At 66.9% G+C, this 16,134-nt stretch carries 16 protein-coding genes and 1 pseudogene; 9 read left to right on the top strand and 8 right to left on the bottom strand.

The features are described 5' to 3' along the window. Positions 1 to 36 precede the first annotated feature (36 nt). Positions 37 to 870 (top strand): NAD(+) diphosphatase, encoded by an 834-nt coding sequence (gene nudC / locus NX782_RS20035; protein WP_258847249.1) that lies wholly within the window; start codon positions 37 to 39, stop codon positions 868 to 870. Here the strand turns inward: nudC and NX782_RS20030 are convergent, their stop codons facing one another. Further along, complete coding sequence (locus NX782_RS20030; protein ID WP_258847248.1) at positions 871 to 1,749, bottom strand: hypothetical protein; 879 nt, start codon at positions 1,747 to 1,749, stop codon at positions 871 to 873. It abuts the gene before it with no gap. Between the two features lie 148 nt (positions 1,750 to 1,897). Between NX782_RS20030 and folE the strand changes: the two genes are divergently transcribed. The 4 genes and pseudogenes from folE (at position 1,898) to NX782_RS20010 (ending at position 4,708) form a co-directional block, all read left to right on the top strand. Then, positions 1,898 to 2,464, top strand: a complete 567-nt coding sequence (folE, locus tag NX782_RS20025) for a GTP cyclohydrolase I FolE (protein ID WP_230027028.1) — start codon at positions 1,898 to 1,900, stop codon at positions 2,462 to 2,464. Between the two features lie 212 nt (positions 2,465 to 2,676). Then, positions 2,677 to 2,952 (top strand): annotated as a pseudogene (locus NX782_RS20020) (transposase); the annotation flags it as partial. A 56-nt stretch (positions 2,953 to 3,008) separates the two neighbouring features. Continuing rightward, entirely contained in the window at positions 3,009 to 4,007 is a 999-nt protein-coding gene (locus NX782_RS20015) for an aldo/keto reductase (protein ID WP_258847247.1), read from the top strand. Between the two features lie 92 nt (positions 4,008 to 4,099). After that, complete coding sequence (locus tag NX782_RS20010; RefSeq protein WP_258847246.1) at positions 4,100 to 4,708, top strand: phosphatase PAP2 family protein; 609 nt, start codon at positions 4,100 to 4,102, stop codon at positions 4,706 to 4,708. Here the strand turns inward: NX782_RS20010 and NX782_RS20005 are convergent, their stop codons facing one another. Beyond that, complete coding sequence (locus tag NX782_RS20005) at positions 4,709 to 5,122, bottom strand: hypothetical protein (RefSeq protein ID WP_258847245.1); 414 nt, start codon at positions 5,120 to 5,122, stop codon at positions 4,709 to 4,711. A 184-nt stretch (positions 5,123 to 5,306) separates the two neighbouring features. Between NX782_RS20005 and NX782_RS20000 the strand changes: the two genes are divergently transcribed. From NX782_RS20000 to NX782_RS19990, 3 genes are read left to right on the top strand one after another with little or no spacing between them, the layout of a single operon-like run. After that, positions 5,307 to 5,885: a (2Fe-2S)-binding protein gene (locus NX782_RS20000; protein ID WP_370661815.1), complete on the top strand. Its 579-nt coding sequence runs from the start codon at positions 5,307 to 5,309 to the stop codon at positions 5,883 to 5,885. A 23-nt stretch (positions 5,886 to 5,908) separates the two neighbouring features. Further along, on the top strand, positions 5,909 to 6,907 hold the full coding sequence (locus NX782_RS19995; RefSeq protein ID WP_258847244.1) for an FAD binding domain-containing protein: 999 nt from the start codon (positions 5,909 to 5,911) through the stop codon (positions 6,905 to 6,907). Continuing rightward, on the top strand, positions 6,904 to 9,111 hold the full coding sequence (locus tag NX782_RS19990; RefSeq protein ID WP_258847243.1) for a xanthine dehydrogenase family protein molybdopterin-binding subunit: 2,208 nt from the start codon (positions 6,904 to 6,906) through the stop codon (positions 9,109 to 9,111). Before NX782_RS19995 ends, NX782_RS19990 begins: the two co-directional genes overlap by 4 nt. A gap of 174 nt (positions 9,112 to 9,285) precedes the next feature. Here NX782_RS19990 and NX782_RS19985 read toward each other — a convergent pair whose 3' ends face one another. From NX782_RS19985 to NX782_RS19960, 6 genes are all read right to left on the bottom strand, one after another. After that, the gene (locus NX782_RS19985) at positions 9,286 to 10,782 is read right to left on the bottom strand and encodes an efflux transporter outer membrane subunit (RefSeq protein WP_258847242.1); all 1,497 of its coding nucleotides are present in this window, start codon (positions 10,780 to 10,782) and stop codon (positions 9,286 to 9,288) included. After that, complete coding sequence (locus tag NX782_RS19980; RefSeq protein WP_370661814.1) at positions 10,779 to 11,774, bottom strand: efflux RND transporter periplasmic adaptor subunit; 996 nt, start codon at positions 11,772 to 11,774, stop codon at positions 10,779 to 10,781. The genes NX782_RS19985 and NX782_RS19980 overlap by 4 nt, the downstream gene beginning before the upstream one ends. Positions 11,775 to 11,781: 7 nt before the next feature. Continuing rightward, positions 11,782 to 11,988, bottom strand: a complete 207-nt coding sequence (locus NX782_RS19975) for a DUF1656 domain-containing protein (protein ID WP_258847240.1) — start codon at positions 11,986 to 11,988, stop codon at positions 11,782 to 11,784. Next, positions 11,985 to 14,018: an FUSC family protein gene (locus NX782_RS19970; RefSeq protein WP_258847239.1), complete on the bottom strand. Its 2,034-nt coding sequence runs from the start codon at positions 14,016 to 14,018 to the stop codon at positions 11,985 to 11,987. The genes NX782_RS19975 and NX782_RS19970 overlap by 4 nt, the downstream gene beginning before the upstream one ends. Further along, the gene (locus NX782_RS19965; RefSeq protein ID WP_258847238.1) at positions 14,015 to 14,491 is read right to left on the bottom strand and encodes a MarR family winged helix-turn-helix transcriptional regulator; all 477 of its coding nucleotides are present in this window, start codon (positions 14,489 to 14,491) and stop codon (positions 14,015 to 14,017) included. Before NX782_RS19965 ends, NX782_RS19970 begins: the two co-directional genes overlap by 4 nt. Before the next feature lie 125 nt (positions 14,492 to 14,616). Then, positions 14,617 to 15,243 (bottom strand): HAD hydrolase-like protein, encoded by a 627-nt coding sequence (locus tag NX782_RS19960; protein ID WP_258847237.1) that lies wholly within the window; start codon positions 15,241 to 15,243, stop codon positions 14,617 to 14,619. Positions 15,244 to 15,297: 54 nt separating this feature from the next. Between NX782_RS19960 and NX782_RS19955 the strand changes: the two genes are divergently transcribed. Next, positions 15,298 to 16,074, top strand: a complete 777-nt coding sequence (locus tag NX782_RS19955; RefSeq protein WP_258847236.1) for a hypothetical protein — start codon at positions 15,298 to 15,300, stop codon at positions 16,072 to 16,074. The last annotated feature ends 60 nt before the right edge of the window (positions 16,075 to 16,134 follow it).

The following is a 16,134-nucleotide window of genomic DNA, read 5'->3' as shown; positions in this document are numbered from 1 at the left end:
GCGGTATCATCGAGGAACTCGTTACAGGATACCGCCATGCTCCAGACACCCGCCTCGTTCACGCCCTTGATGGCGCCCCCGCAAGACCCGCAGCAAGCCGTCGACGCGCTGTCCTTCATCTTCCACGGCAACCGCCTGCTGCTGCGCGAAGCCGATCTGGCCCTGCCCGACTATACGGCGGTAAGCAGCCTGGAACTCGACCCGCAGGCGCTGCAGCCGGTCGGTTTGCTGGATGGGCGCTATTGCCAGGCCGGCTGGATCGACGACGAGGCGCGGGTGCCGGCAGGCTATGCCTGGCGCGGCCTGCGCTCACTGTTCGGGGAGTTCGACGAAGCGCTGATGGGCGTGGCCGGTCGCGCGGCCCAGGTGGCGGAATGGGCGCGCACCCATCGCTTCTGTGGCGCCTGCGGCAGCGGCACCGCACGCATGGCGGGCGAACGCTGTTTCAAATGCACGAACTGCGGCCACATGGCCTATCCGCGCATCTCGCCGGCGATGATGGTCTTGATCCGCAAGGGGGATTCGGTGCTGCTGGCCATGCATACGCTGGGCGCCGTGAAGCGCTTCGTGCCGCTCGCCGGTTTCCTGGAAGCCGGCGAATCGATCGAGGAAGCGGTGCACCGCGAAGTGTTCGAGGAAGTCGGCCTGCGCGTGCACAACCTGCAATACTTCGGCAGCCAGTCCTGGCCCTTCCCGCATTCGCTGATGATCGCCTTCACCGCGGATTACCTGGACGGCGAGATCCGCACCGACCCTGCCGAAATCCTCGAGGCACGCTGGTTCGGTCCGGATGACGAATGGCCGGAGCGCGTGCCGCACATCTCGGTGTCGAGCGTGCTGGTCGACGCGCACCGCCCGCCGGGCAGGTAATCAGGGCAGGGGCACCGGCGTCGCCGCCACTTTCCCCTCGATTCGCACCGCCAGCGGCACCTCTTCCGGCTTGGTGCCGGTGGCGCGCATGCGCACCACCCGCTGCATCAGGTCGAACCAGAAGGGAGCGCCGAACAGCGCGGTGGTGGCGGTGATCAGCCAGCCTGCCACCTGCAGCGCGAAGTCGGCGTTCAGTACCGGTGGGAAGGTGCTCCAGCCGATGGGCAGGGCCATCAGGGCGTCGATCACCGCCGGGTCGAGCGCGCCCGGCACGTTCTTCAGGTGAACGGCCAGGGCCGGTTGCTGCCACAAGGTGCGGAACAGGTGGATGCTGTCGATATTGAACATGATCGCCAGCAGCAGCGACAGCAGCAGCGAGATCAGCAGCTGGCTGCGTTTATAGGCGCCGGACATGCGCGCCATCGCATTGTCGAACCAGCCGGCCAGCATGTCCTGGAACTGTTGCAGGTTCTGCGCGCGGCTGAGCATGCTCAGCATTGCCGCCCGCAGCTGCGGATCGGGGATCGCCTCGATGGCGCTGCGCAGCTGCACGAAGTCGCCCGGCACCTTCCACAGGCTGTCCACCAGGGCAATCGCAAAATGCGCCGGTTCGATGTAGGATGGGCGCGAAGCCAGCGCGCGCTCGTCCGCGGCATTGCCGTCGGTGTGCGGATTGACCAGCGGATGGGCATACACGGCGCGCGCCAGGCCGTCGAAGCGCGGGTCGTTGAGCATGCTCTTCACCCCGGCGAGCAGGGTGTTGGCGCGCAGGCGGAACAGGGAAGCCAGCGCCTCCTGCAGGGTCGTGACGATCAGGGCCACCGTGCCGTAGCAAAAGGTCAGGCCGATGGCGACTTCCAGAACAGTGCTGCCGAGCATGGCGTTCTCCTCGCTTGAAAAGTTCGTCGACCACGCTAGCGCATCGATACCACGGCTGCCTCCATTTTGCTCAAAGAAATAGCCCGCAACCTGTGGATCATCGGCATTTTCTATATACTCACGGCAGTCTTTAATTTTAGGGTTAACCATGTCTGACAAAGAAGTCTTCACCGAAAACGACTGGCGCCGCCTGCTGGCCAGCCTCGGCGAAGATCCCAACCGTCCCGGCCTGCACGAGACCCCGGCGCGCGTCGCCAAGGCCTGGAAGCACTGGACTTCCGGCTACGAGCAGGACCCGGTCGAGATCCTCAAGGCTTTCGAGGATGGCGCCGAGGAATACAACGAACTGATCGTGGTGCGCGGCATCCCGGTCTACAGCCATTGCGAACACCACCTGGCGCCGTTCTTCGGCAAGGCCACCGTTGGCTATCTGCCGAATGGCAAGATCGTCGGCCTGTCGAAGCTGACCCGCCTGGTCGATGTGTTCGCCAAGCGCCTGCAGGTGCAGGAGCGCCTCACGGTACAAATCGCAAATACGCTGATGGAAGTGCTGGAACCGAAGGCCGTCGGCGTGGTCATCAAGTGCCGTCACATGTGCATGGAAAGCCGCGGCATCCGCACGCCGGGCGAAGAGACCATCACCTCGGCCATGCTGGGCGAACTGCAGCCGAACCTGGGACTGCGCACCGAGTTCCTGTCGCTGGCGCGCGACTGAGCGCAAAGCTTCGACCTTCTCTCGGGCGGCCAGGTGCCGCCCTTTATTTTTTCGCGAGTGTGTAAAAACCGGGCAGTGTTCGGAATCCACTGCTACACTGTATTTACGGAGCTCGCTACCCGGCCAAACTGGTCGGAACCTCGAAGCCATCAATGTCCTGGTCGGGAACCGTTCCGGATCACGCGTCTCCAATTCACTTTGAGGCGAACGACATGAACAGGCCAACCTTTCCAAGCGATGTAACACGCGAGCAGTTCGATACCGTCCGTGAAATGCTGGAAGCGGCGCGCCGCAAGACCCGACCGCGCAAGCACGACCTGTACGATGTTTTTTGCGCCGTCCTGTATTTCCTGCACACCGGCAGCGCCTGGCGCAGCATGCCGCCCGAGTTCCCGCCCTGGCGTACCGTGCACGAGTATTTCACGCAATGGACTATGCTGCGCGATGGCGACCGCACCCTGCTCGAGAGCGCCCTCGACCGTCTCGGCCGCAGTACCGAGATCACGCGGCTGCGCCAGCTGACCGGACAACGCTGAAAGACATCATGGAAAGACCGCAATTGGGCCGCACCGGCCCGCGCACCTCGCGCATCGGACTGGGCTGCATGGGCATGTCGGACCTGTACGGGCCGGCCGACCGTCTCGAGTCCATCGCCACCATCCACGCGGCTCTGGATGCCGGCATCACCCTGCTCGACAGCGGCGACTTCTACGGCATGGGCCACAACGAAATGCTGATCCGGGAAGCGCTCGGCAGCCGTCCGCGCGAGAGCGTGCAGATCAGCGTCAAGTTCGGCGCCCTGCGCGGCCCGGACGGCTCCTGGAGCGGCTACGATTGCCGGCCGCAGGCGGTGCGCAATTTCGTCGCCTACAGCCTCAAGCGCCTGGGCACCGACTACATCGACATCTACCGCCCCGCGCGCCTGGACCCGGCGGTGCCCATCGAAGACACGGTGGGCGCCATTGCCGACCTGGTCAAGGCCGGCTATGTGCGGCACATCGGCCTGTCCGAGGTCGGCGCCGATACCCTGCGCCGTGCCAGCAGCGTGCACCCGATCAGCGATTTGCAGATCGAGTACTCGATGATTTCGCGCGGCATCGAAAAGGCGATCTTGCCGGCGGCACGCGAGCTCGGCATCGGCATCACGGCCTATGGCGTGCTGTCGCGCGGCCTGATCAGCGGCCACTGGTCGAAGGACCGGCAAAGCGACAAGGATTTCCGCAGCCTGGCCAGCCCGCGCTTCCAGGGCGAGAACCTGGATGCCAATCTGGCGCTGGTCGAACGCCTGCGTGCATTGGCGCAGGAAAAAGGCGTGAGCGTGGCCCAGCTGGCGATCGCCTGGGTGGCGGCGCAGGGGGGAGATATCGTGCCGCTGGTCGGCGCCCGCCGCCGCGACCGCCTGCAGGAAGCGCTCGGCGCCGCCGACGTCCAGTTGAAACCAGAAGACCTGGCGCGCCTGGATGCCATCGTGCCGCCGAACGCGGCTGCGGGCGAGCGCTATAACGCAGCGCAAATGGCGCACTTGGACAGTGAGATGGGTTAAACCTTAAGCCTGCCTTAGCTTGCGCGTGCGCGTGTAAGTTCCCACGGCTGAGCTGATAAAGTCGAGCTTTGTCATAAGCTTGCCACTTTATCATGCTCGAAAACATCAATCTGCTGTGGTTTGCCATGATCAATTCCGACGCCGGCCTGCATGGCTGGCGCCTGGAACTGGCCCTGTTCTGTGCCGAATGGCTGATCCTGCTGGTGCCGGTCGGCCTGCTCGGCCTGTGGATGCGCGGTGCCGGCGCCGAGCGCGAGGCGGCCGTGAAGGCGCTGGCGGCGACCGGCGTGGCGCTGGCCATCAATGCCGTGATCGGCCTGCTGTGGTACCACGCGCGTCCCTTCGTCGCCGGCGTCGGTCACAGCTTCATGCATCATGCGCCCGACAGTTCCTTCCCGAGCGACCACGGCACCATCATGTTCACGGTGGCGCTGGTCTTGGCCACCTCCAGCGTGCCGGCGGCAAAGCACTTCGGCCGCTCGCTGCTGCCGCTGGCCTTCGTCGTCGCCTGGTCGCGCGTCTTCCTTGGGGTGCATTGGCCCATGGACATGCTGGGCGCGCTGGTCGTGGCGCTGGGCGTGAGCCTGCTGTTCCGTGCGCGTCTGCTGGACAGCCTGTGCGCGCTGCTGACGGTCTCGCTGGGCGCGCTGTATCGCCGCGTGCTGGCAGTGCCGATTGCACGTGGCTGGCTACGCCCCTGATTATTGCGTAGCGACCGCGCCTTCCGCCCGTTCGAACACCAGCTTCTTCGAACCGTCGAGGTGGAACACGCCGATCGGCTGGGCCTGCACGTTTTCGGAAGGCGATGGCAATTTGGTGCAGGTCTGGGTGTCGACCTGCCACATCTCGTCGCCGGAGCGCAGCAGGAAACTGTCGTCGCCGGTCGAGAACAGCTCGATGTTCAGGTCCGCCATCGGGGTCGTGCCGAGATCGAACTGGCGCTGGCAATCCGGCAGCCGGGAGGCGATCAGGCGCAGCCCGGCCTGTTTGCTCCAGAAATAGTCCTGCGTAACGATCACGGTCAGGGCGTGATCGCTGCCGTTGATCGCATAGCTGGCGGTTTCGTTGACGCAGCCGGCCAGCAGCAGCGGAAACAGGAGCAAAGGAGAGCGCATGGTCATTTCCAGAGTATAAGACTCTTCAAAGCGACGCCGCAACGGCGCCTGGCATTTGCCACTTCAAAAATTTCCTAAGTGATTGATTTCTTAGCGGAATAAACTCCTTGCGCGCTCCGTGGTTTTGCGATTTCGGCCATCATTCGTCGACGGAAAACAGCAACGATGGAAAGCGAGCGAAACCATGCCACAAGACGAACAGAGGCTCATGGAGCAGGGCGCCCATGCCGTCTCTTCACCCTATGTGCCGCCGCAGCCGCTGACGCTGCGCATCAACGGCACCGAGCACCAACTCGATATCGAGCCGCGCGTCACCCTGCTCGATGCCTTGCGCGAAACCCTGCACCTGACCGGCACCAAGAAGGGCTGCGACCGCGGCCAGTGCGGCGCCTGCACCGTGCTGGTGGACGGCCAGCGCATCAATTCCTGCCTGACCCTGGCCGTGATGCACGACGGCCGCGAGATCACGACCGTGGAGGGCCTCGGCCAGCAGGACCAGCCGCACCCGATGCAGCAGGCCTTCATGGATTGCGACGGCTTCCAGTGCGGTTACTGCACCCCGGGCCAGGTGTGTTCGGCGGTCGCGCTGCTCGACGAGATCAAGCAGCGCCAGGCCAGTGCCGTCACCGAGGGCGAGCAGCTGGAGCCGGCATCCTTGAGCGAGGATGAAATCCGCGAGCGCATGAGCGGCAACCTGTGCCGCTGCGGCGCCTATCCGAACATCGTCAAGGCGATCCACAGCGTCGTGCTGCGCCAGGCCTGAACGACAAGAACAAGGAACCCTGCATGCAATCGATCTCCTACGAACGCGCGCGCGACGTGAACCATGCGATCGCCCTGGGCGGCGAGCCCGGCGCGAAATTCATCGGCGGCGGCACCAATCTGCTGGACCTGTACAAGAGCGGCATCGAAAAGCCGGTGCGCCTGGTCGACGTCAGCCGCCTGTCGCTGGCCGGCATCGAGGAACTGCCGGACGGCGGCCTGCGCATCGGCGCGATGGCGACCAACACGGCGGTCGGTACCGATCCGCTGGTGCGCCAGCGCTACCGCGCGCTGTCCGAAGCCCTGTTGAACGGCGCCACCACCCAGCTGCGCAACATGGCCACCGTCGGCGGCAACCTGCTGCAGCGCACGCGCTGCTATTACTTCACCGATCCCGCTTTCACCCACTGTAACAAGCGCGAACCGGGCTCGGGCTGCGATGCCTTGGAGGGCCACCAGCGCATCCACGCCATCCTCGGTGCCAGCCCGCACTGCATCGCGACGCACCCGTCGGACATGGCGGTGGCCTTGGCCGCGTTCGACGCGGTCGTGCATCTGCAGGGCCCCGGCGGCGAGCGCAAAGTGCCGCTCATCGATTTCCACCGGCTGCCGGAAGACCATCCGGAACGCGACACCGTGATCCAGCCCGGTGAGCTGATCACCGCGGTCGAGCTGCCGGCCATGCCCTTCGCACGGCAATCGCATTATCTGAAAGTGCGCGACCGCGCCAGCTATGCGTTCGCGCTGGTGTCGGTGGCGGTGGCGCTCGATATCGATGGCGGCAATGTGCGCGACGTGCGCATCGCCCTGGGCGGCGTGGCCCACAAGCCGTGGCGCGCGCCGGAGGCTGAAAGCGTGTTGCGCGGCCAGACCCTGAGCGCGGATCTGCTGGCGCGCGCGGGCGCGGCGGCGGTGAACGGCGCCCAGCCTTACCCGGGCAATGCCTTCAAGGTCGAACTGGCGCAGCGCGCGGTCGTGCGGGCGCTGCAGACGGTAATTCGCAAATCCGGAGGCCAGGTATGAACGGCATCGGCGCACCCATCAACCGTACCGACGCCTGGGCCAAGGTCAGCGGCGCGGCCCACTACACGGCCGAGCACCACATCGAGAACCTGGCGCAGGCGGTACTCGTGACCAGCACCATCCCGAGCGGCCGCGTGCTGCGCATCGACGACAGCGCGGCGAAGGAGGTGCCTGGCCTGCTGCTGGTGATGACCCCGCAGAACGCCATGCGCCTGCCGAAGGACACCAGGGACGGCAAGATCCAGCCGCCGATCGGCCGCCGGCTCACGCTGCTGCAGGAAGACGACATCTACTACAACAACCAGCCGATCGCGGTGGTGGTCGCGGACACCTACGAGCACGCGCGCGAAGCCGCGGCCCGGCTGCGCATCGAGTACGAGCGCAAGGACGCGGTGCTCGACTTCGAGCAGGCCAAGCAGGACCTGCATCCGCCCGAGAAGGTGCTGACCGAAGACACGGACACCAGGCGCGGCGACCTGGCCGATGGCCTGCTGGCGTCCACCGTGCGCATCGACGCCACCTACACCACGCCGATCGAGAATCACAATCCGCTCGAGACGCACAGCACGATCGCAGAATGGGACGGCGACAAGCTGACCATCCACGAATCGACCCAGTACATGAAGGGCGTGCAGCGCATCGTCGCCAGCATCTTCGGCATCCCACCCGAGAACGTGACCGCGATCTGCCCCTACACCGGCGGCGGCTTCGGCTCGAAGGGCTCGATCTGGTCGCACGGCCCGCTGACGGCGATGGCGGCGAAGATGCTGGGCCGTCCGGTCAAGCTGTCGCTGGACCGCAACCAGATGTTCGGTCCGGTCGGCCAGCGTCCGAACACCGAGCAGCGCTACCGCTTCGGCGCGCTCGACGATGGCCGCATCCTGGCGTCCAGCCACGACACCATCGCCTACACCTCGATGATCGAGGACTGGATCGAACCCTGCGGCATCGTCTCGCGCATGATGTACGAGAGCCCGAACCAGCAGACCACGCACCGGTTGGCGAAGATGAACCTCGGCACGCCGACCTTCATGCGCGCGCCCGGCGAAGCGACCGGTTCCTTCGCGCTCGAATCGGCGATCGACGAGCTGGCGGTGCAGCTGAACATGGACCCGCTGGCGCTGCGCCTGAAGAACTACACCGAGAAGGATCCGGGCAAGGACCTGCCGTGGTCGAGCAAATCGCTGCGCCAGTGCTACGAGATCGGCGCCGAGCGCTTCGGCTGGAAGGACCGCAAGCCGCAGCCGCGTTCCATGAAGCAGGGGAACAAGCTGGTCGGCTGGGGCATGGCCACCGCCACCTACCCGACCAACCGCTCGGCCGGCGAATGCTCGGCCACGCTGCACCCCGACGGCAGCGCGCTGTTCCGCTCCGCCACCCAGGACCTCGGCACCGGCACCTATACCGTGATGACGCAGATCGCGGCGGATTCGATCTGCCTGCCGGTCGAGCAGGTGCGCTTCGAACTCGGGAATTCGCAGATGCCGGAGTCGCCGGTGTCAGGCGGCTCGACCACGGTGGCCAGCGTCGGCCCGGCGGTGCAGGCGGCCGGCCACGCACTGCGCCTGAAACTTGCCGGCATCGCGCTGGCCGACCAGGCGTCGCCGCTGTTCGGTGTGACCGCCGACCAGATCGGTTTCGAGCACGGCGAGCTGTATCGGCTGGACGAGCCCGCGCGCCGCGAATCGATGGCGGCGATCGTCGCCCGCCACGGCGCGCCGGTCGAGGTGACGGCCAAGGCCGAACCGGGCGATGAAAAGAAGAAGTACTCGATGCACGCCTTCGGCGCGGTGTTCGTGGAGGTGACCGTCGACGAAGACCTGGGCGAGATCCGCGTGCCGCGCGTGGTCGGCGTCTATGGGGTCGGCAAGCTGATGAACGAGAAGACCGGCTACAGCCAGCTGATGGGCGGCATCGTCTGGGGCATCGGCCTGGCGCTGTTCGAGGAAACGGTGATCGACAAGCGCAACGGCCGCGCGGTGAACGGCAACCTGGCCGAATACCACGTGCCGGTGAATGCCGATATCCAGGGCATCGACGTGCAGATCGTCGACGAGGACGATCCGCATGTGAATCCGCTGGGAGCGAAGGGCATCGGCGAGATCGGCATTACCGGTGTGGGGGCGGCGATTGCGAATGCCGTGTATCACGCGACTGGTAAGCGGGTGCGGGATTTGCCGATTACGCTCGATAAGCTGCTGTAGCAGTCATCCCGGCGCCCTTCACCCGTCGTCCCCGCACCTTCATCCGTCGTCCCCGCACCTTCATCCGTCGTCCCCGCGAAGGCGGGGACCCAAGTTTGCACGATGAGCTAGAGTAGGCGTCGCTAGTTCGCGACCAACTTGGGTTCCCGCCTGCGCGGGAACGACGTTTATGCGTCAGTGGTGCGTAGCCGCCGCCTGGTGCGCAACCGCACCATGCTCACCCTTGCTTTCCTCATGCTTGGCACGGGCATTCTCCCACCCACCGCCCAGCGCCAGGAACAGCTGCACCTGGTCCGCCGCCAGTTGCGCGTCCGACGCCGCCAGCAGGCTCTCGGCGCTCGCCAGCGTACGGTCGGCGTCCAGCGCCGCCAGGAAGTCGGTGCGGCCGAACTGGTACAGCTTGCCGGTCTGGCGGGCCGCCAGCGCGCTCTGGTCGCGCGCCGCGCGCAGCATCGCGTTGCGGTCGAGTTCACGCGCATACACGGTCAGCGCCGATTCCGTTTCGCGCAGCGCATTCAGCACCACCGCATCGAAACGCGCCAGCGCGCCTTCGGTCCCGGCCTTGGCCTGGGCGATGTGCACGCGCGCCGAGCTGGTCGCCGGCAGGTTCCACGAGATCAGCGGGCCGAGCGCGAACTTCCAGGTGTTCGCTTCGCCAAACTGGTCCATGAAACCGACGCCGCCGAAGGAAGCGCCCAGCGTGATGTTCGGGTACAGCTCGGCGGTGGCGACGCCGATGCGGGCGGTGGCGCCGGCCAGCAGGCGCTCGGCCTGGCGCACGTCGGGGCGGCGGCGCAGCAGGGCGGCACCGTCGCCGACCGGGATGCTGCTTGCCACGCGCGGCGGCGTCGTGCACTTGGCCACCTCGGCCGGGAAGGCGCTCGGCACCTCGCCGGTCAGCACCGCCAGCTTGTACAGCGCGGTGCGCTGGCGCGCGATCAGCGGCGGCAGGTTGGCGCGCAGCTGGTCGAACTGGGCCTGGGCGCGGCTGTTGTCGATGGCGATGCCGCGGCCGCGCTGCACGCGCTCGGCGGTCAGCTTGACGAACTGCTGCTGCAGGTCCACCGACTGCTGCGCCACCTTCAGCTGGTAGCCGGCCGAGCAGGCTTCCGCATAGGCGCGAGTGGTGTCGGCGGCGACCATCACGTGGGCCAGGTCGCTGGCGGCCTGCGCGGCTTCGCGGTCGGCTTCGGCCGCTTCGATGGCGCGGCGGATGCGGCCGAACATGTCGAGCTGGTAGGCCACCTTGATGTCGCCGTCGTAGATGCCGGTGCGCGGCAGCTGCTCGGGCAGGCCGATCGAGGCGCCGGCGATGCGGCCGTACATCGGCGCGGCGCTCATCTCGACCTCGGGGCGCTTCTTCTCTTCGACTTCTTCCAGCACCGCGTGCGCGCGTTCCAGGTTGGCGGCGGCCACGCGCAGGTCGGCGTTGGCGTCGAAGGCCTTCGCGATGAGTTTGTCGAGCACCGGGTCCTGGTACAGGCGCCACCAGTCGGCCGGCAGCGGCTCGGCCTTATAGGGCTGCTCGCTTGCGCCCATGAAGGGGGCGTTGGCGGCGTCGCGCTTGACCACGGCTTCTTTCGGCACGTGGTAGTCGGGGCCGACGGTGGTGCAGGCGGCCAGCGCGGCTGCCAGCACCGTCAGCGTCAGGGTTTGATACGCAAGCTTCATGATCGTTGGTTCGTGTTAGGGGCGGCGGCGACGGCCTTGGCTGCAGGCGCAGCGGGTGCGGCAGCAGGTGCCGTGGTCGGCGCAGCAGCAGGTGCGGCGGGCGCGGGCTGGGCGGTCACCGGCAGCACCTTCACGGTGGCGGTCTGTCCCGCCACCAGGCGCACGCTGCGCGGCAGCGAATCGAGGGCGATGCGCACCGGGATGCGCTGCGCCAGGCGGACCCAGTTGAAGGTCGGGTTCACGTTCGGCAGCATGTTGGGAGAGGTGGAGCGGTCGCGGTCGGCGATGCCCTCGGCGAAGCTTTCGACGTGGCCGGCCAGCGGCTGGCGCGTGCCCATCAGCGTGACTTCGACCTTGTCGCCGACCTGGATGCCGGGCAGCTTGGTCTCTTCGAAATAGCCTTCGACGTAGAACGAGCCGCTGTCCACCACCGCCATCACCGGACGCGCGGCGGTCGCGTAGGCGCCCTCGCGCAGGTCGAGGTTGGTGACGATGCCGTCCACCGCCGACACCACGTGGGTGCGCTCGAGGTTCAGCTTGGCCGTGTCGCGGTTGACTTCGGCCTGGGCCAGCGCGGCGCGTGCCTGGTCGGTGCGCGTCTGGCCCTGCTCGCGGGTCTCCTGCGAGACCAGGTCGTCGAGCTGGGCGTTACGCTTGCTCTCGCGCTGCGCCTGGTCCAGCGCGGCCTTGGCAGCGATGACTTGCGCTTCGCTTTGGCGAAGGGCAAGTTCGAAACGAGCCCGGTCGATCTCGAACAGCGGCGCGCCGGCGGCCACGTGCTGGTTGTCGTGCACATAGACCTTGGTGACCTGGCCGGTGACGTCCGGCGCCACCTGCACCACATAGGCCTTCACGCGGCCGTCGCGGGTCCAGGGCTCGACCTCGTAGTGGCGCCACAGCTGCCAGCCCGCGTACACCGCGCCGGCGGCGAACGCCAAGGTGACACCCATCCGGCCGATCGTCGACAAAGAAGCGGGAAGCGAATTTTTCATAGCCATATCAGGACCAGTTGCGTGTGAAGTAGGTCAGCGCGCCCAGCACGATGACGAACAGGGAAAAATCGAACAGCGCCGGGTGCCACACCAGGCGGTAAAAACCGGTCCGTGCCAGGACCAGGTTGAAGAGCCTCGATACCACCAGCGCCGCCAGCGTGAGCAGCAGGAGCGGAGGAACGTAGAGGCCGTAGATGCTGACTTCGCCGATCATCGGATCTCCTTTTCATAAGGGGCGGCTTGCGGGAACAGGTCGCGGCGCATGCCGGTGAGTGCCGCCAGCGCTTCGTTCTGCGCGCTGTCGCGGGTGCCCGCGCAAATCGCGCGCAGGGCGTTGTCGAGGGTGCCGAGCAGGCGCGTCTCGCCGTCCAGGTCGAGGCGCGGGCGCTGCGCGAAGTGTCGCGACAGCTGCGTCATCAGCGGGTTCAGCGCGGCCTCGCCGCGGCCCAGCTGCTTGCGCACACCCTGCAGTAGTGTCATGTTCAGGCCAATGCGCAGGTCGCGCAGCGCATCGGCTGCCTGCAGGTCCTGGGCGCCGCCAGCCATCGCCAGACGCGGCGTCAGCAGGCCGACGCGGTCGACCATGCGCGCCGAGAATTCCGGCAGCGAGGTCACGCGTTCGCCGCTGCCCAGGCGCGCCAGTTCGCGCCAGCCGGCCTTCAGCAGACGGCGCGCGGTCCAGCCGGCGCCGAGGCGGCGGAACATGCTGGTGCTGATAGCCGCCGCGACGTAGCCGACCACCTGGGCGAAGGTGCCGTTCAGGAAGGACACCATGTCGACGTTGTGGGTATCGATCAGGGCCAGCGTGCCACATATGCCGAACAGGAAGGGCATGGCGCGTCCGAAGGTCGACGGCCGCGCGACCAGCACGCCCAGCACCAGGAACAGCGGGAACAGCACCAGCACGAACATCTCGAAGCTGTGCAGGGCCGGCAGGATGCCGAGCAGGTACAGCGCCGACACCGGGATCGAATAAATCGAGTAGTAGGTAAAGCCCTTGATGAAGGGCAGCGGGTCGTCCTGGGTCGAGAAGAAGCAGCACAGCACCGCCGCCATCATCGGCGCCGCCGCGCCCGAGGGCCAGCCGGTCAGGATCCAGAACGCGCAGCAGGCGAGCGTCGCCACCACCGTCGCAAAAGCCGACAGCAGGGCCACGCCGCGGTCCTGGTGCAGCGCGCTGGCCGGCACGCCGGGCAGATGGCGCACCGCTTCCGGCAGCCGGCCGTGGACGCCGGCGTCGATGTGCTGGCGCAGGGTGCGGGTTTCGACGCACAGGTCGACCAGCCGGCGCAGACGTGCCGCCAGGTTCACTTCGATCAGCTCGCTCCAGCCGAGTGCGCGGTCCGCCACCGGCGCCAGCGCATCGATGCGCGCGTGCAGCGCCGCGGCGGGGGCGTCCAGCGCGGTTTCCTTGGGCGTGTCGACCAGTGCGGTCACGTCGTTCAGCAGCGCGCTCCAGCGCGCGGAGGTGTCGGTGGCGCCCATCTCGCGCAGCGCGGTCAGGCGGTCTTCGATGCCGGAGACGATGGGCACGAACTGCGCCAGGCGCTCCTGCAGCGCGTTCACGGCCTTGCCGGTCCAGCGTACGTGCGAGGTGTCGAAGGGCAGGTGGGTGCTCATCACGCGCAGTTCGGTGATGTCGCCGGCCAGCTTGCGGCGGTCGCCCGCGCTGCGCTTGTCGCCGGCCGGGTTGAGCGCATCGCGGATCCAGTGCTGGGCATCGCGCACCGCGTGGTCGAGGCGCGCCAGCAGCACCGGGCCGAAGGCCTGCGGCAGCACCAGGGTGTGGATCACGGTGGCGCAGGTCATGCCGAGCGTGATCTCTTCCACGCGCGCGAGGGCGATGTCGAAGATCGTGCCCGGCTCGCCGACCGCCGGGAAGGCGATCAGGCCGGCGGTGTACCCGGCCAGCATCAGCATGTAAGAGCGCGGGGTACGGTCGAGCAGCGAAAAATACAGGCAGCCGGCGATCCACAGCGCCAGCGCCAGCGACAGCAGCTCCGGCGAGTTGGCCAGGTTCGGCACCAGCACGATGGTGGCGATCCCGCCCAGCAGCGTGCCGCCGGCGCGGTACAGCCCCTTGGACCGGGTCGGTCCGGCGAAGGGCGCGGCGACGATATAGGCAGTCATCATCGCCCAGAAAGGGCGCGGCAGTCCGATGCGCATCGAGATGTACACCGCGAGCATCGCTGCCGCGAAAGACTTCAGGGAGAACAGGATCTCCGACCTGCTGGCCAGCTTCATGCGCTCTTGCGCTCCGCGGCCTGCTCGAGGGCGAGGTTGGCGATCACGTCCGGCAGGCCGGACAGCACGCGCAGGCAGGCCTCGACGTCGGCCGGGTCGAAGGCGCCGAACAGCTTGCGGCGGAACGGACGCAGCGCCTGGTCCATGCGCTCGGCGGTCTTGTGGCCTTCATCGGTCAGGCGCAGGATCTTGGCGCGGCGGTCGTTCGGGTCTTCATAACGCTCGACCAGGCCGGATTCGATCAGGTGGTCGACCACGCGCACCAGCGACGAGGCTTCGAGGCTGAGCGCCTCGGCCAGCACGCCAGGACGCACGCCATTCTCGCCGAAGCGGCTGATGACCAGCACCGGCAGCCCGGTCGCCTGCGACAGGCCGTAATCGCCCGCGACCTTGTCGGCGGCGGCGCGGTAGGCGCGCGAGGCATGGGTGAGGGCGGCGGTAAGGCTGCTCAGGGTCTGGTCCGAGAGGCGCATGGGTTAGTTTGCGTATGTACTATTTGAGTGCGAAAGTTTAGCATGCGAAGTAATTTCTTTCAAGGCGGCACCGCGAGGGACGGTAGGGCGGGCACCCTGTGCCCACGCATGCGGAAATCGGCGGGTCAGCCAGCGATCCGGCGCAGCTCTGCAGGGGTGAGAAATTCGTGGGCGCAGGCATGCCGGCGCAGCGCCTCGATGGTGGCAAAGCCCCAGTGCACCGCGCCGAAGTCCACGCCCGCCTTGCGCGATGCGTCCGCGTCGGTACCCTGGTCGCCGATGTAGATCGCCTCGCGCGGCGCCAGGCCGCAGCGCTTCAGCACGGCGCGGATGCGGCTGGCCTTGCCGAACACCGACATGCCGCAGTCGAACTGCAGCACCAGCGCCGCCAGTTCCGGCCCCAGCACCGTGCGTACGTTGTGCTCCGAATTCGAGGACACCACCGCGATCCGCACGCCTTGCGCGTGCAGAAAGCGCAGCGCATCGGCGATGCCCTCGAACAGCGCGATCGAGGCCGCGTTCTCCTTCATCATCGCCATGAAGGTCTTCGACACCGCCGGCAGCTTCCAGGCCGGCATGCCGACGTAGTCCATCATCTGCCGCGTGCCGTAGTGGCGCAGGTGGGCGGCGTTCGCGATGTCGATGCGCCTGAAACCATGGCGGTCGGCGATCGTGTTGAAGACGCTGAGGAAGAAGGGGAAGGAATCGGCCAGGGTGCCGTCGAAATCGAAGATGGCGAGTCGGTAGCTCATGGCGCGCGGCGTGGGATAATTAGCAACTATACATGAATGCGCCCGAGTCCCGCCTTGACCACCGTCCTCCTGCTGAAGCTGTGCCTTGTCCCCTCCCTGATTTATCTCGTGACCCTGATCGGCCGGCGCTGGGGGCCGAACGCGGCGGGCTGGTTTTCGGCGCTGCCCATCGTCGCCGGCCCGATCCTGCTGACGATGGCGCTCGAGCAGGGTTCTGCGTTCGTGGCGACGGCTGCTGCGCACACGCTCATCGCCGTGATCGCGGTGTTGGTGTTCTGCCTGGCCTATGCCTGGGCGTCGGGACGCTTTGGCGTGGTCGGCTCCCTGTGCGCTTCCTTGGGGGCGTATGCGCTGGCGGTGGCGGGCCTGCAGCTGATCGAGCTGCCGCTGCTGCCGGGCTTCGCCCTCGTGCTCGCCGTGCTGGCACTGGCGCCGCGGCTGTTCCCGCGCCTGCCGGACGCCGGCACGCGTAATGCGCGCCAGGCCAACGACCTGCCACTGCGCATGCTGGCCGGCGCACTGCTGAGCTTTACGGTGACGTATGCCGCGGCCGGCATCGGCCCGCGCCTAAGCGGCTTCTTTGCGATGTTCCCGGTGATGGGCACGATTCTGGTCGGCTTTTCGCATTACGCCTCGGGACGGGCGTATGCGGTGAATATCCTGCTTGGGATGGCGCGCGGATATTACGCGTTTGCGACTTTCTGCGTGGTGTTGTCCTTGTTGTTGCGCGGGCAGTCGATTGGGGTGGCGTTCCTGGTGGCGGCGGGGGCGGCGTTGTTGGTGCAGTTTTTGAGTAAGCGGGGGATGGGGTTTTCGCTGAAACGGACCTAGCGTTGATGAACCGCAGAGCTTGCTAGAGGGCTTCGAGGAAATACTTCAGCTTTTCCCTGT

Origin of the sequence: Massilia norwichensis, from assembly GCF_024753245.1 — a bacterium.
GTDB lineage: Bacteria > Pseudomonadota > Gammaproteobacteria > Burkholderiales > Burkholderiaceae_D > Telluria > Telluria norwichensis.
The sequence above is the reverse complement of the archived record's forward strand: the minus strand, read 5'-3'. Positions and strand labels throughout refer to the sequence as shown.